This window comes from Alteromonas macleodii (assembly GCF_903772925.1).
In the GTDB taxonomy this organism is placed as follows: domain Bacteria; phylum Pseudomonadota; class Gammaproteobacteria; order Enterobacterales; family Alteromonadaceae; genus Alteromonas; species Alteromonas macleodii_A.
On sequence record NZ_LR812090.1, the window covers coordinates 3,416,678 to 3,435,686 of the forward strand.

Here is a 19,009-nt window from a genome sequence, read left to right on the forward strand (position 1 = left end):
ATGCGCCTTTACAGGAAACCGAGCTTAGACTCATTAGGTACTTGGTTTTGAAATTGCCAGTCAGTGTAGCTGACTGGCAATTTTACAGTAGTGATATCACTTACCTACGTACCCGTATTAACTCTCATGGCTTCTAATCATTGATACTTTCAGCCCTGTCCTAATTTCTTAAAAATCTTATTAAAACAGTTCTATCTTAGGCTCTCGGGCCTCTTCAAACTCATTTTTCTCTTCAGATGAAGACTCATTAATATCGAAATGGATTTTACGCTGATCTTCCATCACATACTTTTCAAACATTTCTTTAGTGCTTAAATTAAACGACTCATCAAAATGCTCGCGGTTGTTAATGTAAGAAGAAAACTGTCCAAACAGACTAACAATGGCGTCTTGCTCTAGTTTCACGTGTTCGGTGCGCTGGCGAATAATATCTTGGAATTGAATTTTTGCGATTGCCCCACTGACTTTAAATGCAACCTCTGTTGCACTTTGCGAGAAGCAGGCCAGCATCTTGGGGTTAAGCTCTTCTAGTACACGATAGTGTGCCGTTATATTTTCCAGCGATTCAGAAAACCCTGTTAGTAATTCGCACGTATCATTTGCTCGTGTTGAGTTCAGCATTTTTTCGCCCTGCAGATGCGCTGCATCAAGGGCAGATTTAATACCCGTTTCAATTTTTTCTGCTGCTTCTGAAGACTGAGACGATAAAATGCGCACTTGTTCAGCTACCACGGCAAACCCGCGTCCGTATTCGCCAGCTCGCGCCGCTTCAATTGCAGCATTAAGGGCTAATAAATTGGTTTGCGAAGCAATATTTTTAACTAATTCGGTGAGTTCCTTTAGGTTTTCAACCTCACGCATTACCCCTTGAATGGCTTCAGTATCTGCAATCTGTTGCGCGCGCTGTGTATTGATCATTTCTTTTATATTAGATAGGCGCTGCGCCGCCAGCACAAACTCGTCTGCACTTTTCTCCTTACAATTAAGAGCATTCTTCTGACCCAATTCAACGTTGTCGATACTATCTTGAATACTGCTTTCAATCTCATACAGCGCTTTCATTAGCTCCATTGAGGCGTCTTCAGTTATTGCACTTATGCCATCCATTTGCCCTTTTAATATGGCTACGTAATCATTAACCTGAGCATGGGTTTCGCTTAACTGCGATGAAGTTTCTTGCAAATAGCTTTCTTGACGACTTAACTTGGCAGCAAACATGCGATTCTGTCGGTTTGCATACCAAGGCACAAAGGTCAACATTGCTAAAATAGTTACACAGACTCCCCCATGCAGGCCCATTATCTCTATAGGTATACTCAGCGACCCCACTACGCCTACTACTGTTACGGCTAAAAGCCCGCCCCAAAGTAAAAGCGAATCCTGCATGTTACCTGTCTTTTCCTTAAGCACTTTTATTTTCTCAGCGAGCACTGTTTCGTAATACTGCTTTGCTTTTTCAAGTACTTTCATGTTTTTACCTTATGCAGCTGGTACCAACTGCTTTACTACACCTAACAATTGCTCTGGCTCGACGGGTTTGACAAGCCAGCCTGTAGCACCAGCAGCTTTCGCTTCTTCTCGACGACTTTGCTGCGACTCCGTGGTTAACATCAACATGGGGGTAAACCTAAATTTAGATTGCTGCTTTAGTGTTTTTATTAGTTCTATACCGTTCATACCCGGCATGTTTAAATCCGTTATTATTAATTTGGGCGATATGGACTCAAGTGCCGCCATCGCTGCCTCTGCACTTTCTGATTTTGTTACTGTATAGCCTGCCCGTTTAAGCAGCATTTCCATACTCATTAGCATTGTTGCTGAATCATCTACTAAGTGTATTGCGCTCATTGCATTACCTCTTGTTTCTAGCCGATTAATTGTTTACATAATTCAGTATAGTCGTGTGCGCCACGACTGTGAGGTGCATAAGCAAAAACGGGTTTGTTTTGAGCAAATGCCTCGGCTAATTTGATACTCTTTCTTATGGGAACCAGTACTTTGTTGCGCCCGTAGCGTTCATACCAGCCACTAAGTTCTTGCCTGTGAAGCTTTAAATTTTGTTCAACCATTACGGGTAAAATGGTTAGCCTAGTCGCTCTGAACTTTCGCTCCGCCATAGCGTTTCTGCAGGCCGTTAATAATTTTTGCACGCCGTCACTGGCAAGCGGTAAAGGGGTAGCGGGAATAATAATGTCGGTAGCGGCTGATAGCGCGGCCATCAGTTGCGGACTCAGGGTCGGCGGTGTATCGATTAACACAATGTCGAAATGTGTTGTAACAGGAACTGAGTCGCACCAATTGCGTAGAGTGTCTAAAGTAATGTTATCGTTCGTATTGGCCTTGTTCGTATCTACATTGGTTGCGTAAATGTTTTCTGAGCATTTCACTACTGACGTGAAAAAGTGGTTAATTGGCAATTCGGTAATCTCGTTTTGTGGTGCACATCCAAGCGCTTTTAAGCCGTGCATCACGTGCCCCTGATTATCAAGGTCTATGACCATTACTCGTTTACCCGCTTGGGCGAAACCATAAGCAAGGTTTACTACTGTTGTAGTTTTTGCTGTACCGCCTTTGCGATTAGCCACCGTGATCACTTTCATTCGCACCACACATTACTTTTGTTATTCATCATTTTTGTGAGCCAAATCAGCTTTTCAGATTCTGGCCACACGCTGACTTTTGGCTTCTTTGCGAGCAGTACCTGATATACCGCAGTGTGTGCACTGACTAAGGCCTTTAAGTTAACTTGCCGAGAGGCTTCTTCGTTTAGCCAGGCAAACAGGCTTTCTGCCTCTTCAATTTCGCAATGTCCGGTCATCACCGCCACTTTCTTTTTGAACGCTATAGGCATTGGGCTAACACCTCTTGTACATTGATGATTAACAGCACACGCCCGTCACCAAGCAACGCTGTTCCCGAAAAGTGCGCGTATCCCGCTAGCACCCCTTCAAGAGGTTTTTGAATAACATCAATACCCTCATGAAATTTATCGATGATTAACCCGAACTCTCCCTGTGGTGTTGCTACCACCAAAATTGAGTGCTCTTCTTTTTCCTCTGCCCCTTCAAAACCCAATGCGTCGCGCAGATTACAAAGTGGTATCAGCTTTTCTCGAATAACAAGAACCTGTTCGTTGCGAATGCGCTGAATGTCTGAGGTGGGCACTTTCACAGTTTCCACCACCGCATCCATTCCCACACCAAACATTTGGTCGTTTACTTCAAACATCATTACACGGTTAACCGACATAGTTTGAGGTAGCAGCAATTTGAAAGTAGTACCTACACCTACTTCGCTGTGCATTTCGATAGTGCCGCCTGCCTGGCTTACCATTGTTTTTACCGCATCCATACCGACGCCGCGTCCAGACAAATCTGAGACTTGTTCTGAGGTAGAAAAACCAGCAGCGAATATAAGCTGTAGGGCTTCGTTATCGTCTAGGCTCTCTAGTTGAGCTTCGCTGATGACCCCTTTTTGAAAGGCGAGTAGTTTAATTTTTTGTGGATCTATCCCTTTGCCATCATCGCGGATTTCAATTATTACGCTGTCATCAAGAGGCGTAGCAATAAGGTCAATACGACCCATTTCTGACTTGCCCGCTGCAATCCGCTCAGACGGTGACTCAATACCGTGATCGATGCTGTTTCTCAATAAATGAATAAGCGGCTCTGAAAGTGATTCAATTAAGTTTTTATCGAACTCGGTGTCTTCACCCTGCATACAAAGCTCAATCTTTTTATCGAGCTTCCTCGCTAAGTCCCTCACTAAGCGAGGATAGCGCTGGAATACATGAGAGACAGGTACCATGCGTATTTGCAATACCGCACTTTGCAGCGACTCAGTTAAGCGATTAACAATAGAAAAATGTGCTTTTATTTGCTTACTAAGCTTTCTACTTCCTCCTTCCTCCTCGGCTTGTTTGGCCAGATAAGGCAATGAGTTTTTCGCCACGGTGAGTTCGCCAACAATATCCATTAAGTAGTCGATTTTAGCTTGGTCGACTTTTAGCATCTTAACTGCTTGGCGCTCGGTTTTTACTGGCTGTGCATTGTCTTCTGCGCTGCTTAAGGGTTTAGTGTCGCCCACAGCTTCAGCGCTCTCTGCTGTATGCTCGGTCTTCGATACTTCTACTGATGTTTCTTCTGCGCTTCGTTGCTTTTGTACTTCATCAGCTTGTTCTTTAATTGTTTCGTCATCGAGCGCATTACAAATGGCAACGGCCACGGCGTCTTCGTCGCTAAAGGTTTCGCCTAAGATATTTCCTACCAGCCCTGCGATAGAGGGAAACATAAACTCTGACTTATAGCTGTCTGAATTCAAAAGCGTGAGCTGTTGTGTAAGGATCGCTTTTTCATGGGGGGCTAATGCTTTTCCACACAGCACAGAAGCATGTGGTGAAATTCCTTCAGCTTCCTGTGAGCTATCGTCGCCAAGTTTGCCAGCCGTGCTGTCGGTAGAAGTACTTTCTGCGCTAAATGCAGTACTGTCCTTATCAATATGAGTATCTTCACTCCCACTTTCATTGGCTTGCGCGTCCCGATTCAGAAAGTCGAGTTCGCCTGCTGTCGATAAGCATTCCAGCACCGCGTGCTTCGCATCATCAAAAAGAGCATCACTTACGTCCTGGGAAGCAAGCAACAGCCCTGCACTAGCGTGCACCTGCTCAAGATCATTCTCTTTCAGTGCATCCGATAACGTTTGGTCAGCAATGAGAGCAACATTATCTTTAATCTTATCTACGCAACTTGCTCTTAACGCGTGGCTAGTAAATACCGTAAGGGAATATTGCCCTTCGTAATAAGCCATGTGCTGCTTAATTGCGTCTGCATCTGCACAACCAAGTGCTTCGATATTGGTCACACAGTTGTAAATATCGGCATCATGGTTAAGTTCGGGCATATCTATGTTGAACGCTTTAAGACCCGGTAAAGCAAGCGCCACATTTATAGGGTCTTCACCACGAAAGAAACAGCCTTCATCTGGCGTGTATTTAATATGGTAACAAAATGGCCCTTCGACCTGACTTAAAAGCTTAAGGTCAGCGTTATCACTAAAAGCCGCCAACATGTCTCTTTGTTCGTCAGTGAGGGCTTTATCATCTGATGATGTCAAATCATTATGTGCAGCGTTATTTTCGTTACCAGGCGAGTCTAAACCATTAGGGTCGATAAAATGCCTTAACTGTGCCCCTAACTTAGCCGAGATGGGTTGCCACTGCTCTAGGTCTTGTGAGCCCACCTCTAGCTCATCAAACCATATCGAAATTTGATCTAAGGCTTCAAGCAGTAGGTCGCCTATATCGTCACTAAAAGCAACTTCGTTCGCTCTTACACTATCGAGCAAGTCCTCTGCAGCATGGGCTAACCGAGTTAAAGGTTTAATATCAAATAAGTCAGACGACCCTTTGATAGTGTGCAAATCGCGAAAGATTTTATCTACGCGTTCTGATGCTGGTCCAGACGATTGAATTGCTAACAGCTCTTGGCTTGCCGATTCTAAGTTTTCTCGCGACTCTCCAATAAAGGCATCAAGTAATTCACTCATTGGCGCTCCCTCCAATCACTGCACTCACCACCGACTTCAGCATGTCTGCATCGACGGGTTTGGTCATGTAGTAATTTGCACCGCACTGATAAGCGCGCTCAGCGTCTTGATTAGCCGACTCTGTGCTGATCATGATTATAGGCACTGCGCGTAACGCATCGTTGCGGCGAATCTCTTTACACAGTCGATAGCCATCCATTTTTGGCATATTCACATCAACGAGGAACAAGTCGACCTGCGTACCTATGGCTTTTTCTAACGCCTCGACACCGTTTTCTGCTTCTTCAATTATCCTGTCAGGAGTAGATACCAGCATTTTATGGAACATTCTTACCGTAGAGGCATCATCAACAATCATTACTGTTTTCATGTTAAGCCCCTCCTGCAAGTGGCTTTTGATAGGCAATCACATCGCCAAACTTGCGAACCTTAAACATTGACGAAATTCGACTCATCGACTCGCTGTGCCCCAAAAAGATATAGCCGCCAGGCTTCATGGCGTCGTAAAGCACGTGCGCCGCTTTCTTTCGAGATTCATCATCAAAATAAATAAGCAGGTTGCGACAAAAAATAAGGTCAAAATGCCGAAACTGTTTCATGTTGCTGCCCGACAAAATATTAGCCAATGTGAATGACACCGACTCACGGATATCTTCACTTAGCTGGTATTGTCCATTAACTTCTTTGAAGTATTTTTTGACGAGAGGCAGCGGGATATTCTGTACAGAACGTTTTGAATAGAGCCCTTTCTTTGCTGACGCCAGCACGTTGCTGTCGATATCGGATGAAACCAACTCTACATCTCTGTGTGCTAGGCCTTTCCAATACTCAATAAGGTATATTGCAATGGAGTATGGCTCCTCTCCCGTGCTTGAGGGAACTGACCAAATTCTCAAATCTTCTCCTGGCGCACGGTAACCATCTAGCTCATCCATGATGTCTCGTACCATTGCCTCAAACTGGTATTCTTCGCGAAAGAAATAGGTTTCATTCACCGTCATCGAATTCACAAGATTTTGGAACTCTTCACCCGATGCTTGAAAACGCATATAGGTAAAATAGCCTTTAAACGTTGTGTGGCCCGTGGCTTTCATCCGCTCATGAAGACGCTTATCAACGAAGTAGCGCTTTGAATCTTCAAAGTGAATGCCCGTTTTTCGATAAAACATAGAGCGGAACCGTTCAAAGTCGGCAGCATCTATTTTTTCTAGTACTGCGTTACTCATCACCGCCCCTTACTTGGTTTCGTATCAATGAAATAACAAATTGGATATAGCTATGATTTGGGAATCGACTTTCTACGGTTTGCAATATCTCTAACGTAGATACGTCGGCAATTTCGGCGAGTTTATCCAGTGCTGTGCCGACTACATTTTCATTGTCATCGTTAAGTGCAAACTGATGTAGCCAGTTTACTGCCTCAATGTGCGCCACTGCGCCAATAATATCCACACAGAAAATACGTGTATCGGGGTCGTCGTCATGCATCAACATATTCACGTTAGCGGCGAATATATCTGGGTTTTGCTGCATGAGTTCTATAGCACCGTTTCGAAGCTGTACATGTTCGCTCTTGAGCATAGTAAGCACTTGTGACGCGTGACTTTCTGACATGTCATGTTCAAGAGCACTAAAAAGTGCCTCGATGACGGTAGGGTCGTCTTCGTGTGGCAGTCTGCTGAGAAACACATCGTGGGCGTCTTTCTGACCACTCAAATCTCTTACCGCCCATCGGCGAACGTCACAGTCGTCTGAATTTAAGTCGCTAACCAATTGTTCTGTAGTTCTGGGGTGTTCGCGCTTTTCTTCAAAGTCTTCAGAAATATTGGCAACAGGCTCCATTTTCTTTTTCAAACCCATTTTTACTACTCCTATTAACGACAAAGCGCATTTAATTTCGATGCGATCTTTGGACTGTCTAGTACAAAACTGGCGCAGCCTGCTTCGATAAGCTCTTTGGGCATACCGAACACGACCGACGTTGCTTCGCTCTCCGCGATAGTTGTTGCTCCTTCTTTGAATGCTTTACTCATTGCGGCAACCCCATCACAGCCCATCCCAGTTAGTTGAACACACAGCATGGAAAGCGGCTTGTAGCAGTTGAGTGCGCTATCTACCATTCGATCTACACTGGGGTGCCACAAAAAGCTGGGGCTAGATGGTACAGGGCGCGCCGACACTTCACTGCCTACTTTTGAAAACGCCAGGTCCGCGTCCCCTTTGGCCAAGTAAACAGTGCCCGGTTGAATAGGCATTTTTCTATTCACTTCAATGACATTGAGTGGGCTAAGGCCATCTAAACGCTTTGCCAGCGCACTGGTAAAAGACGCGGGCATATGTTGAGAAATAACAACTGGAACAGGAAGGGCCGGACTCAGGTTTGCGACCAAATGTTCCAGCTTTTTCGGTCCCCCCGTTGAGACACCCACCAGTACTATTTCATAGGCCGCACTGCTCGTGTTTCGCACAACCCTTTGCTTGACAACGGGCGGCGCTTTAATGGTGGGACGCTGGGGTTTACCGGTTTTCGCTAACGCGTTTATTTTATTTACCAGAGGTACCGCTAGATCAGATATATCCCGCGTAACTGTACCACCTGTTTTAAGCACAAAGTCACTGGCGCCAAGGGCGAGTGCTTCCAAGGTGATAGTTGCACCTTTCTGCGTTAAAGAGGACACCATGATAATTGGGCATGGATGCATCTTTTTTAGCATGGCTAAGCAGGTCATGCCGTCCATTACCGGCATATTTATATCCAAGGTGATGCAGTCGGGTTCGAACTCTACGGCTTTCGTCAATGCCTCTTCACCGTTACGCGCCACCTGAACAACAAACCCCTCTTTTTCAAAGAGTTGAGTAAACAGCTTTCGCATTAACGCAGAGTCATCAACGATAAGTACTTTAACTGTCATACACTACCTCAATCGTCTTCTTAATACTGCTGTTGTGCCGCGGCTACGGCGTTGTCATTGAGTAACACATTGGGTTCGATGATCTGAATGATGCGCTTTTCGTCATTAAGCTTTATCAAGCGGTTTAAAAACTCAGACTGCATATCAGAGAGTGACGGCGCATTTTCGATGGTTTGTCTTACCACCGTTTTTACTTCCGCCACACCATCGACAATGAATCCCGTGCGCTGCTTGTCTTTGGTTAGAACAACAATGCGCTGGCGCTCTGAGGTCTCGCTGCTAGGCATACCCAAGCGACTGCGCAAGTCGATGACAGGCAGCACCGTACCACGAAGGTTCACAATTCCTTTTAAGTAATCGGGCGTGCTCGGCACACTTTCTAGTTTTTCAGGCACGCGCGTAATCTCTTGAGTATCGTCAATGCTCACGCCATACTCTTGCCCGTTAATCCAAAAGATGACGTATTGTTCGCAATCATCTTCATCGATAGTCACATCATTGCCTTCGCTCATTTGCGACTCCTGCTTGATATCGTCTTCAATGCTGCTAAGTGCGCTCATTAATGCACGACCGTAAATATTAGAAAGGTTAATAATTGACACTAGTCGTTTGCCGCCATCGCTGCGATATACTGCTTCTAGCAAGCCTGATTCCGCGCCGTCATTACATACTGAAGGTACGCTCTCTAGCTCTGAATCAGATATAGACACCACATTACTAACTTTAGCGACAACAAAGCCTACACTGCCAAACTCACTGTTTTGCGTTACCACTATTCGCGAGGCTTCATTGATATCCGTATGCATCATGCCAATAGCATTGGAAAGGTCGACGATTGGGATAATACGGCCACGAAGATTTACCAACCCCAACACTGCTGGCGCACTGTCTGGCAACTGAGAAATTTCTGAAGGTACTCGCACGATTTCTTCTACGTCTTGCAGATGAAAAGCGAACTCTTGCTCTTCAAGAGAAAAACAAACTAGCTGCTGTAGACTGTCATCCTCTTCGGCTTCTTGAACTTCGTCGTTATCAATACGTTTCATCCCCGACAACTGCATGGCGTTACCGTCCTGCTTTGTTACAGCTTGCGCCTTAGCAAGTGCAGATACATCTAGAATTTGCTCGACTGGCTGGTCGCTTTGTTTAATGATGCCCAGCATATAGTCATAGGCGATAGAGTCCGTCATTGCCGATTTATCAATGACCGTGTCGTTGGGTGCGCTGTATACACGGAGTACTCTATCGACCAAGAAACCAACGCTGCCAAGCTCAGACTCAACGACAATAACGCGAGTCACATCACTTGTTTGTGTTTGGGTTCCCAGCAAAATCGCGCTTAGGTCATAAACGGGCAATACATTCCCACGAAGATTAGCTAAACCAATCATTTGCGGCGGCCCCAGCGGTACCGACACCATTGTCGGCACGCGAATAATTTCCCCCACGGACAACATAGGAAAAGTAAAACGCTCTTTGTTGACCAAGAAGGAGACAAACTGTTGTTCGCCGTCCGCCGCTTGTTCTGTATTGCGTTCAGTTTCGTCAAAAGTGTTATCGTTACTCATGAGGCAGCTCCTCGTTAAAGCCTAGGGCGATGGATTAGCCGTTTTGCATTTCATCTGCTACTGAAGCGATTTCTTCAATAGACTTAGCCAGTATCTCCATGCCCTTACTTTGCTGGTCGGCCGCGTTGAGTGCCTGCTGACAGTTACTGCTCGCTTGCTCATTTGCTGTCGCAATTTGCTCAAGCCCACGCTGGGCCTGTGTAACTCCGGCAGCAATTTCTTCACCCCGCTCTTTCATCGCTTGGTTATATTGCACAACTTCGTTGATGTCAGTCGCAATTTGTTCGACATCTTGCGTCGTTTGCTTCGCTTTCATGACCTCTCTATACGCGCTTTCAGCAACGTTTGTTAAGTCAGTTTTCACGCTCATGGTTTGATCTTGAATGGCTTTGATGAGGTCTTTTATCTGCTCTACGTTTTCAGCCGCTTCATCAGCTAGGCTTTGAATATCTGCTGACACAACCGCAAAACCTTTGCCATACTCACCTGCTCGCGCCGCTTCTACCGCACCATTAACCGCCAACATGCTGGTTTTCACCGATACTGTGGTGATAGTATCGATAACCTTATCTATTTGACGTGTCATGACTTCCATCTCACTGATGGCACTCACATTTTCCTTGCTAGTTTCAAGGGCGAGGTTTATGCCGCTAACCATTCCCTCAATCAACGCACGGTTTTCTTTAAGCAATCCAGCAATAGCATTCCCTTTCTCTAACGCTACATCACACTGCGCTGAAGCTTTATCAACGCCTTCTCTTAACAGGTCGATATTTCCTACGGCTTGGTCAACAGAGCTTGCCGCTTGTTGCGAGCCATTATTAACTTGGGTCAGTGCCGTCATGATTTCACTGGATGAGCGATTGATTTCTTCAAGGGTTGCTGACAATTCTTCTGCTGACGAGGCCACCTCTTCAGCGCTCTTATTAATGTCTGTACTGTTTTTAAGCTCTTCAGTGATTATCTCTAGTGACTGTGCTGCCTGTTCGGCCTGAGATAAAGCTACGCTCTGCTCAGAGACATTAGATGACACTTCCTGGGCTGCAGTTGACTGCTCGTCGGCAGCACACGATATTGCTTCTGAACCGGTTTGAATTTCTTTGGCTGCGGCATCCATACTCTTGACCTGTGCCTGTAGTTCGTCTGCACCATCGGCAATGCTCTGCATGTCTGATTTGATGGTTGTAAGCTGTTCGGTAACCGCTTCGCCTTTAGTCACTTCCTCAAGCGCTGCTTCTGAAGACGATTTAACCGCATCAGAGACTCGATTTGATTGCTCTTGAATACGCTCTATTTGTTTGGCTATGTCAGCAGCGCTCTTATCGGAGACTTCTGCGAGTGCGCGTACCGTATCAGCGACTACGGCAAATCCCTTTCCGTGCTTACCAGCCCGTCCCGCCTCAATAGCAGCGTTAAGCGCTAGCAAGTTAGTCTGATCGGCAATGCGGGTCACTTGTTTTACAGCTTCGCCGATGTTCGATGCTTGTTGCTCTAACTCGCTCATCATCACCACTGAGCGTGATTGATGCTCAGACGCAGTTTTAACGCTGGTCATCATGGTGCTTAAATCGCCAACCACACGCTCAAGGTAAGTTTGAAGCTCGTTGGTTTTGTCCATTGTCGAGCCTGCCAATTCAAGCTGCGCAACCAGGCCACCTGAAATCTGAGTGATAGCCGCTAAGCTTTCTTGGCTTGCACTGCTTGACTCTTCGGCCCCGGCGGCAATTTCGTTAACCGCCGTTGAGAGTTGGTCGGTAGCACTTGATGCCTGGTTAATACCGCTGGCCAACTCTGTTGTAGCCGAAGCTACTCGCTCTGCTGCCTGTTGCTGCCTTGCTAACGTTCTCGCTTTGCGGCGCTCCTCTTCCGCTTCTTTTCTCATTTTTGCATCTACGCGAACGGCAGGTGCGGCTACTGGGTCAGATGATTTTTTGAGCGCCATAATTAACCTCGATATATAAATGGCTGTTAATGCACCTTTTAAATATCGTTTAAATCTCGACCGCTAAAAGTATAAATCCGTATACGTTTATATAAAAACAAGCACCCAACGCGCAAATTCTTGCGCCCCAAACTAAAAATGTCATTAAAGTCACAAATGACACTTTTTGACATTGCCATATAAAAACAAAAACTTATATATTAGATGTTATGCAAGGCGAGAATGGCAATTTTGTCAAAGTACAAAAGTCTAATAATCTGGTTAGAAGTGTGCTTTTTTTTGAAAAGAAAATGTTTGAAAATGAGCAGTTTATACTTAGGTATAATAAAAAAGCGGCCATTGGCCGCTTTGGTTTGTTGCTATTTAGATCGCATTCACTGCAGAGCGCTAATAATAGGAACGTTAGCTTCTGGAAAGTCAGAGGCGTTAAGTGCTTTCACATTTACCCATCGAGACTGCTGCCCCTCTTTACCATGGGGTTCGCCGGTAAAATCACACACGCGATGAACGTCTAGTTTAACTTGCTTGTCGCCATAATCATGGGTGATCACAATCACAGGCTCGCTGCGGTTTACGCTAATACCTACTTCTTCAGCAAGCTCTCGCCTTAACGCCTGAAGCACGGTCTCACCCGCTTCTACTTTGCCGCCGGGAAACTCCCATTTTCCGCCCTGATGAACGTTATCTGGCCGAAGAGTAATGAATATTTCATCGCCGCGGGCGATAACGCCCACAGCAACGTGCACCACTTTCATTACTTTAGCTTACCGTGACACTGCTTATACTTTTTACCAGAACCACAAGGACATGGGTCGTTACGGCCTACTTTCGCGCCTTCGCGAACTTGGGTACGTACTTTGTCACTTGCCTCTTCTGGCGTTGCTTTCGCTTCTTCGTGTTCAAAGTTCTTAGGCACATCGTCAGCTTGACGACGTTGCTCTTCTACTTTTTGCACGTCTTCTTCAGCTTGTACCTTTACACGCGCAAGAATAGTGATCACTTCAACTTTAAGTGCTTCTAGCATTTGCGAGAACAAGGCAAACGACTCACGCTTGTATTCTTGCTTCGGATTCTTCTGCGCATAGCCACGTAGGTGAATACCTTGGCGTAGGTGATCCATTGCTGCCAAATGCTCTTTCCAGTGGCTATCTAGGTTTTGAAGCATTACCGCTTTTTCAAACTGGCGTAGTACTTGTTCACCCACCACTTCTTCTTTTTGCTTATAGGCGCTTACTACTTCACCTAAAATGCGCTCGCGAAGCTTCTCTTCGTAAAGCTTGTCGTCATTTTCAAGCCAAGTTTTGATTGGTAAATCTACGGCAAAGTCGGCACGCATACGCTCTTCAAGGCCGCTTACATCCCACATTTCTTCAAGAGACTGTGGCGGAATGTATTCATCGACAACACTTGAAATAACATCTTCACGAATGGCTGCGATAGTCTCGCTAATATCACCTTCATCAAGAAGTTCATTACGCTGCTCGTAAATAACTTTACGCTGATCGTTGGCAACATCATCGTATTCAAGCAACTGCTTACGAATATCGAAGTTACGGCCTTCTACTTTGCGCTGCGCATTTTCAATGGCACGAGTTACCCATGGGTGCTCAATAGCTTCACCGCGCTCCATGCCCAAACGCTTCATCATATTGCCCATTTTTTCAGAGGCAAAAATACGCATTAGCGCATCGTCTAATGACAGGTAGAAACGGCTTGAACCCGGGTCACCCTGACGACCTGAACGGCCGCGAAGCTGGTTATCAATACGGCGAGATTCGTGACGCTCTGTACCGATAATGTGTAGACCACCAGATTCAAGCACCGCATCATGGCTCTTCTTCCATTCAGCTTTAATCTTTTCGATTTGCGCTTCAGTTGGATTTTCAATTTTCTCAACTTCCGCTTGCCAGTTACCACCTAACACAATATCGGTACCACGACCTGCCATATTGGTCGCAATAGTTACAGCACCGGGCTTACCTGCCTGAGCAACGATATCCGCCTCGTGTTCGTGGAACTTAGCGTTTAGTACCTTGTGAGGAATCTTCGATTTCTTAAGAATGCGAGAGATAAGTTCTGAGTTCTCGATAGAAACCGTACCTACAAGGGTAGGCTGACCGCGTTTAACGCACTCTTTAATGTCTTCAACAATGGCTTCGTATTTTTCTTCTGCCGTTAGGTAGATAAGGTCAGCCATGTCTTTACGCTGCATAGGGCGGTTGGTTGGAATAACTACCGTCTCTAAGCCGTAAATATGATTAAATTCAAAGGCTTCTGTATCGGCAGTACCTGTCATACCCGCAAGCTTGTTATACAAACGGAAGTAATTCTGGAAGGTAATTGACGCAAGGGTTTGGTTTTCGTTTTGAATACGAACCCCTTCTTTTGCTTCTACGGCTTGGTGCAAACCTTCAGACCAGCGACGGCCTTCCATAGTACGACCCGTGTGCTCGTCAACAATGACTATTTGGTCGTCTTTAACAATGTAGTCTACGTCTTTCGCGAACAGCTTGTGCGCGCGAAGTGCCGCATTGATATGGTGCAGCAATGAGATATTACCAGCAGCGAACAGCGACTCACCTTCAGGCAATAAGCCTTCTTCATGAAGTATCTCTTCAACGTGTAATTGACCGCGCTCGGTAAGATGTATTTGTTTTGCTTTGAGGTCGATAGTGTAATCACCATCGCCTTCTTGGCCTTCTTCATCTTCTTTTTCTTGCTGAACAAGCTTAGGAATAATGACGTTGATACGGCGATATAATTCTGAGCTATCTTCAGCCTGGCCAGAGATAATAAGTGGCGTACGGGCTTCGTCGATAAGGATGGAGTCAACTTCATCCACTACTGCATAGTTAAGCGGGCGCTGTACGCGGTCTTGTGGGCTAAACGCCATATTGTCGCGCAGGTAATCAAAACCAAACTCGTTGTTGGTTCCATAGGTAACATCTGCTTGGTAAGCGTCGCGCTTTTGCTCAGGTGACATACCCGGTACGTTGCAACCTACACGCATACCTAAAAACATGAATAACTGATTACTCCACTCAGCATCACGACGTGCTAGGTAGTCATTCACGGTAACAACGTGAACACCTTTGCCAGATAGGGCATTAAGGTAAGTTGGCAAAGTAGCCGTAAGGGTTTTACCTTCACCGGTACGCATTTCCGAAATTTTGCCTTCGTGAAGTACTTGTCCACCTAGCATTTGCACGTCGAAATGACGCATTCCATAAACACGTTTACTGGCTTCACGCACGGTTGCGAAGGCTTCAATAAGGATACTATCTAGGCTTTCACCTTTTTCGATACGGGCCTTAAATTCGTCAGTTTTTGCCTTTAGCGCCTCATCGGAAAGCTTTTCAAATTCTGCTTCCAGTGCATTAATGGCATCTACGTTTTTGCGTAATTTTTTTAATAATCGGTCGTTTCTACTACCGAATACTTTTCGAAGGATGCTTGAAAACATTAGCTTTTATATTCCACTACTTGTCGAGGCGCCGCACATCGTGCACAGCTAAATTAAACGTATAAAACACAATATTAAATGCGTTGTGTTTTGCGATGTTCTTAAATTATGCTTCTTCGCTTCAAATGACCTTAACTAATAAGGCATTATCAACGAGAATTACCTGGCTGCTACCTTGTCTACTTTTTGTAAACGAAAGGCAGAGGATCGATTGGTTTTCCATTTCTTATTACTTCGTAGTGGACATGAACGCCAGTTGAGCGCCCTGTATTGCCCATTTTTGCAATTGGCTCCCCTTTGGTCACCACATCGCCTATTGAAACAGTAAGGGTGTCGTTGTGCCCATAGCGGGTAACATAACCATCACCGTGATCAATTTCTACTAGCTGGCCATAGCCATAGCGCTCACCCGCCCAGGTCACAATACCTGCGGCAGTTGCCACTACGTTTTCCCCTGCTTTACCCGCGAAGTCCAGCCCTTTGTGCATGGTAGGTTCGCCAGTAAACGGGTCGGCCCGCATACCATAATAAGAAGACAACCACCCTGACTCTATCGGACGACCAGATAATTGGCTCTGTTCGTTGATATGGTGACCCCTTACCAAACTTTCAAGCATAGACAACTGTTGAGACTTTAAATCAAGTGATTGCTCTAGTTTGGCTATTTCGTGAAGGATGGGGTCGTCTTGGAGGTTTTCCGGCATCGATACCGGTACGAAAGCGTCCAGGTCAGCCGCTGACATACCTAATTCTGTTGCGATTTGCTTGCCCTTTTCGTCAAGTAGCGAGGCCTGTGCAGACAATTCTGCTACATGAGAAAGCAAAGCTTTTAGTTTTATTGTGGTTTGTTGCTTTAGCGCCTCAACGTCTTTTTGTTTTTCGCTGACTTCAGTTTGCGCTAAACGAACCCGTGCGACATCTTCCGACACAGATTCAGTAGAACGGCTCGACACTAGCATAAAAATAGACGAGAGCACGGTTGCGCTCACGAGTGTACGGACACTAATGCTGTGCCTGTAGCGTTTATTTTTACCTGCTAATGTGATTGTTAATTTCATACCACGAAGAAAATTGCTGTTTCACGCCACTCTTTTCATACCACTTCATAACACTATGAAGGCGTTTTTAGCCAAAGGCGACAACCTTTAACTTATAGTTTTTTGTCGAATGGGTGAAATTTATATTAATTATTCGGCTACTGTATCATTTATTACAGTAATTGCCATATGAAAAAAAGCCGCCCGTTAGGCGGCTTTTCTAAATTTTTTACGCTAACGCCGGTTGAGCGTAACGAATTGGTGCCGTTTCCTGCGAGTCGTAGGTCACAAACTCCCAACACTCTTTCTGTGCCAAAACTGCATTTAAAAGTTTGTTGTTAAGGCCGTGCCCAGTTTTATAAGCACGCAGCTCACCAATTAAACTATGACCGCCAAGGTATAAATCACCAATGGCGTCCAAAATTTTGTGCTTTAAGAATTCATCATCGTAGCGTAACCCTTCAGGGTTAAGTACGCGGAACTCATCTAGCGCCACAGCATTTTCCATGCTTCCACCAAGCGCTAGATTATTAGCATTCATATACTCTAAGTCGCGCATAAAACCAAAAGTTCGTGCACGGCTAACTTCGCTTACATATGAGCATGAATCAAAATCCATCACCATATGCTGACGAGTTTGACTAATCACAGGATGATCAAAGTCAATTTGGAAATCAACGCGGAAACCGTCATAAGGCACTAATTCGGCCCACTTATCGCCATCTTCTACACGAACTGGCTTTTTAATACGAATAAATTGCTTAGGCGCGTTTAGCTCTTCGATACCGGCAGATTGAAGCAAGAATACGAACGGGCTAGCACTTCCGTCCATAATTGGCAGCTCGTTACTGTCTACTTCAACAATAATATTGTCGATACCTAAACCTGCAAGCGCAGACGCTAAATGTTCTACCGTTTGGATAGTTACACCGTCTTCATTATTTAGACACGTACACAGCATGGTATTACCTACCGCGTTCGCACGCGAAGGTATGTCAACATGTGGTTCAAGGTCAACACGCCTAAACACGATACCCGTGTTTGCTGGCGCAGGTCGGAGAGTCATTGTGACCTTTTCCCCTTTATGAAGCCCAATTCCGGTCTCTTGTACCGATTGCTTGATTGTACGTTGTCTAATCATCTGCTTAAGCTTTTACCTATTAAAAAAAGCGGGCGCGAATTATAGTGAGTTATTGCTCACATGTCAAAAAACACCCGTTCTGGCAAGTTTTACCTTGTCAGATTACGCATTTTTTCGACCTATTCACGCGAAATTCTTCACGCTGTGTAAATACACCTTACTGAGTAAGACAACACAAACGTAAAATAATTCCCTTCCGTTTCAGGCAGCTAAATTAGTCTGCCTGCTTGCGAAGAAACGCAGGAATATCTAAATACTCCAAATCGTTGTCTGGCTGAGCACTATCTTCAGCTTTCAGCGCTTGGTTGCCTTCTGTGCCACCTACTGCAGAACGCGGCTCACTTGTTTGTGAATTACCGTATTCCTTAGCCGGCTGAGTAAGGCGAGAACCTTCAGCGCTTACTAATGAAATGTCAGGCTTACGCTCTGCGCCAATACCGGTCGCAACAACCGTTACGCGAAGCTCATCTGTCATTTCCATATCGATAACGGTACCGACAACCACGGTCGCGTTTTCTGATGCGAACGCTTTAACTGCATTACCCACAGTTTCGAACTCGTCGATAGCGAAATCAGGACCCGCTGTTATGTTAACAAGAATACCGCGTGCACCTGACAGATCGATATCTTCAAGCAGTGGGCTGGCAATTGCTGCTTCGGCAGCTTCTTCAGCACGGTCTGGACCGCTTGCTGCACCGCTACCCATCATGGCTTTACCCATCTCAGACATAACAGTACGTACGTCTGCGAAGTCAACGTTGATCAGACCAGGGCGAGTAATAAGCTCCGCAATACCTTGAACTGCGCCGCGCAAAACATCGTTTGCTGCGCTAAATGCTTGAAGAAGCGGCGTACCTGGACCCATTACTTTTAATAGCTTTTCGTTAGGGATGGTAATTAACGAGTCAACGTTGTTAGCAAGCTCTACAGTGCCTTGCTCAGCAAAAGAGGTACGCTTTTTACCTTCAAATGGGAACGGCTTAGTCACTACCGCTACCGTAAGAATACCCATTTCTCGAGCAATCTTCGCTACTTCAGGTGCTGCACCTGTACCTGTACCACCGCCCATGCCGGCCGTGATGAAAACCATATCGGCACCGTCAAGCGCCTGACGAATGGTTTCTCTGTCTTCTTGCGCAGCTTCGCGACCAATATTTGGATCGGCACCTGCACCTAAGCCTTTGGTTACGCTTGAGCCAATTTGAAGTGTTACGTCTGCACTTGAGCTACGAAGCACCTGTGCGTCAGTATTCACTGCGATAAATTCTACGCCTTCAATGCTTTGAGACACCATGTGCTCAACGGCATTACCACCGCCGCCACCGACACCGATGACTTTGATTACGGCTTCTTCGCCGTGACTATCCATTAATTCGAACATACTTACTCTCCGGTTGTACGT

16 protein-coding genes are annotated in these 19,009 nt (G+C 45.6%); all 16 read right to left on the reverse strand.

Annotation, left to right across the window (positions count from 1 at the left end; genetic code table 11):
• Positions 1-180 precede the first annotated feature (180 nt).
• The gene (locus tag PCAR9_RS14715; protein WP_179984254.1) at positions 181-1,470 is read right to left on the reverse strand and encodes a methyl-accepting chemotaxis protein; all 1,290 of its coding nucleotides are present in this window, start codon (positions 1,468-1,470) and stop codon (positions 181-183) included.
• A 9-nt stretch (positions 1,471-1,479) separates the two neighbouring features.
• A complete protein-coding gene (locus PCAR9_RS14720; protein ID WP_012519437.1) occupies positions 1,480-1,848 on the reverse strand; it encodes a response regulator in 369 nt (122 codons plus the stop codon).
• 17 nt (positions 1,849-1,865) lie between these two features.
• Positions 1,866-2,600 carry a ParA family protein gene (locus PCAR9_RS14725; RefSeq protein WP_179984255.1) on the reverse strand — a complete coding sequence of 245 codons (735 nt, stop codon included), beginning with the start codon at positions 2,598-2,600 and terminating at the stop codon, positions 1,866-1,868.
• Entirely contained in the window at positions 2,597-2,851 is a 255-nt protein-coding gene (locus PCAR9_RS14730; protein WP_179984256.1) for a hypothetical protein, read from the reverse strand. Before PCAR9_RS14730 ends, PCAR9_RS14725 begins: the two co-directional genes overlap by 4 nt.
• Entirely contained in the window at positions 2,842-5,544 is a 2,703-nt protein-coding gene (locus PCAR9_RS14735) for a chemotaxis protein CheA (RefSeq protein ID WP_179984257.1), read from the reverse strand. Before PCAR9_RS14735 ends, PCAR9_RS14730 begins: the two co-directional genes overlap by 10 nt.
• Entirely contained in the window at positions 5,537-5,914 is a 378-nt protein-coding gene (locus tag PCAR9_RS14740; RefSeq protein ID WP_179984258.1) for a response regulator, read from the reverse strand. Before PCAR9_RS14740 ends, PCAR9_RS14735 begins: the two co-directional genes overlap by 8 nt.
• A 1-nt stretch (position 5,915) precedes the next feature.
• Positions 5,916-6,770 (reverse strand): CheR family methyltransferase, encoded by an 855-nt coding sequence (locus PCAR9_RS14745; protein ID WP_136782010.1) that lies wholly within the window; start codon positions 6,768-6,770, stop codon positions 5,916-5,918.
• Positions 6,763-7,404 (reverse strand): HEAT repeat domain-containing protein, encoded by a 642-nt coding sequence (locus PCAR9_RS14750; RefSeq protein WP_179984259.1) that lies wholly within the window; start codon positions 7,402-7,404, stop codon positions 6,763-6,765. Before PCAR9_RS14750 ends, PCAR9_RS14745 begins: the two co-directional genes overlap by 8 nt.
• Positions 7,405-7,418: 14 nt before the next feature.
• On the reverse strand, positions 7,419-8,456 hold the full coding sequence (gene cheB / locus PCAR9_RS14755) for a chemotaxis-specific protein-glutamate methyltransferase CheB (protein WP_179984260.1): 1,038 nt from the start codon (positions 8,454-8,456) through the stop codon (positions 7,419-7,421).
• A gap of 20 nt (positions 8,457-8,476) precedes the next feature.
• Positions 8,477-10,024, reverse strand: coding sequence for a chemotaxis protein CheW (locus PCAR9_RS14760; RefSeq protein WP_179984261.1), 1,548 nt, complete (start codon positions 10,022-10,024; stop codon positions 8,477-8,479).
• Between the two features lie 34 nt (positions 10,025-10,058).
• Positions 10,059-11,966 carry a methyl-accepting chemotaxis protein gene (locus PCAR9_RS14765; protein ID WP_179984262.1) on the reverse strand — a complete coding sequence of 636 codons (1,908 nt, stop codon included), beginning with the start codon at positions 11,964-11,966 and terminating at the stop codon, positions 10,059-10,061.
• A gap of 374 nt (positions 11,967-12,340) precedes the next feature.
• A complete protein-coding gene (gene mutT / locus PCAR9_RS14770) occupies positions 12,341-12,721 on the reverse strand; it encodes an 8-oxo-dGTP diphosphatase MutT (protein WP_179984263.1) in 381 nt (126 codons plus the stop codon).
• Complete coding sequence (gene secA, locus PCAR9_RS14775; protein WP_179984264.1) at positions 12,721-15,429, reverse strand: preprotein translocase subunit SecA; 2,709 nt, start codon at positions 15,427-15,429, stop codon at positions 12,721-12,723. The genes mutT and secA overlap by 1 nt, the downstream gene beginning before the upstream one ends.
• Before the next feature lie 179 nt (positions 15,430-15,608).
• Positions 15,609-16,487 (reverse strand): M23 family metallopeptidase, encoded by an 879-nt coding sequence (locus PCAR9_RS14780; protein ID WP_179984265.1) that lies wholly within the window; start codon positions 16,485-16,487, stop codon positions 15,609-15,611.
• Between the two features lie 208 nt (positions 16,488-16,695).
• Positions 16,696-17,607 carry a UDP-3-O-acyl-N-acetylglucosamine deacetylase gene (lpxC, locus tag PCAR9_RS14785; protein WP_014980041.1) on the reverse strand — a complete coding sequence of 304 codons (912 nt, stop codon included), beginning with the start codon at positions 17,605-17,607 and terminating at the stop codon, positions 16,696-16,698.
• Positions 17,608-17,821: 214 nt separating this feature from the next.
• On the reverse strand, positions 17,822-18,988 hold the full coding sequence (gene ftsZ, locus PCAR9_RS14790) for a cell division protein FtsZ (protein ID WP_179984266.1): 1,167 nt from the start codon (positions 18,986-18,988) through the stop codon (positions 17,822-17,824).
• Between the last annotated feature and the right edge of the window lie 21 nt (positions 18,989-19,009).

Bases quoted from the DNA above. Each gene is read 5' to 3' on its own strand.
- PCAR9_RS14725 (WP_179984255.1), bottom strand. From the start codon at position 2,600: ATGAAAGTGATCACGGTGGCTAATCGCAAAGGCGGTACAGCAAAAACT.
- PCAR9_RS14715 (WP_179984254.1), bottom strand. From the start codon at position 1,470: ATGAAAGTACTTGAAAAAGCAAAGCAGTATTACGAAACAGTGCTCGCT.
- PCAR9_RS14765 (WP_179984262.1), bottom strand. From the start codon at position 11,966: ATGGCGCTCAAAAAATCATCTGACCCAGTAGCCGCACCTGCCGTTCGC.
- PCAR9_RS14745 (WP_136782010.1), bottom strand. From the start codon at position 6,770: ATGAGTAACGCAGTACTAGAAAAAATAGATGCTGCCGACTTTGAACGG.
- PCAR9_RS14735 (WP_179984257.1), bottom strand. From the start codon at position 5,544: ATGAGTGAATTACTTGATGCCTTTATTGGAGAGTCGCGAGAAAACTTA.
- PCAR9_RS14750 (WP_179984259.1), bottom strand. From the start codon at position 7,404: ATGGGTTTGAAAAAGAAAATGGAGCCTGTTGCCAATATTTCTGAAGAC.
- ftsZ (WP_179984266.1), bottom strand. From the start codon at position 18,988: ATGTTCGAATTAATGGATAGTCACGGCGAAGAAGCCGTAATCAAAGTC.
- PCAR9_RS14730 (WP_179984256.1), bottom strand. From the start codon at position 2,851: ATGCCTATAGCGTTCAAAAAGAAAGTGGCGGTGATGACCGGACATTGC.
- PCAR9_RS14740 (WP_179984258.1), bottom strand. From the start codon at position 5,914: ATGAAAACAGTAATGATTGTTGATGATGCCTCTACGGTAAGAATGTTC.
- PCAR9_RS14720 (WP_012519437.1), bottom strand. From the start codon at position 1,848: ATGAGCGCAATACACTTAGTAGATGATTCAGCAACAATGCTAATGAGT.
- PCAR9_RS14760 (WP_179984261.1), bottom strand. From the start codon at position 10,024: ATGAGTAACGATAACACTTTTGACGAAACTGAACGCAATACAGAACAA.
- cheB (WP_179984260.1), bottom strand. From the start codon at position 8,456: ATGACAGTTAAAGTACTTATCGTTGATGACTCTGCGTTAATGCGAAAG.
- mutT (WP_179984263.1), bottom strand. From the start codon at position 12,721: ATGAAAGTGGTGCACGTTGCTGTGGGCGTTATCGCCCGCGGCGATGAA.
- lpxC (WP_014980041.1), bottom strand. From the start codon at position 17,607: ATGATTAGACAACGTACAATCAAGCAATCGGTACAAGAGACCGGAATT.
- secA (WP_179984264.1), bottom strand. From the start codon at position 15,429: ATGTTTTCAAGCATCCTTCGAAAAGTATTCGGTAGTAGAAACGACCGA.
- PCAR9_RS14780 (WP_179984265.1), bottom strand. From the start codon at position 16,487: ATGAAATTAACAATCACATTAGCAGGTAAAAATAAACGCTACAGGCAC.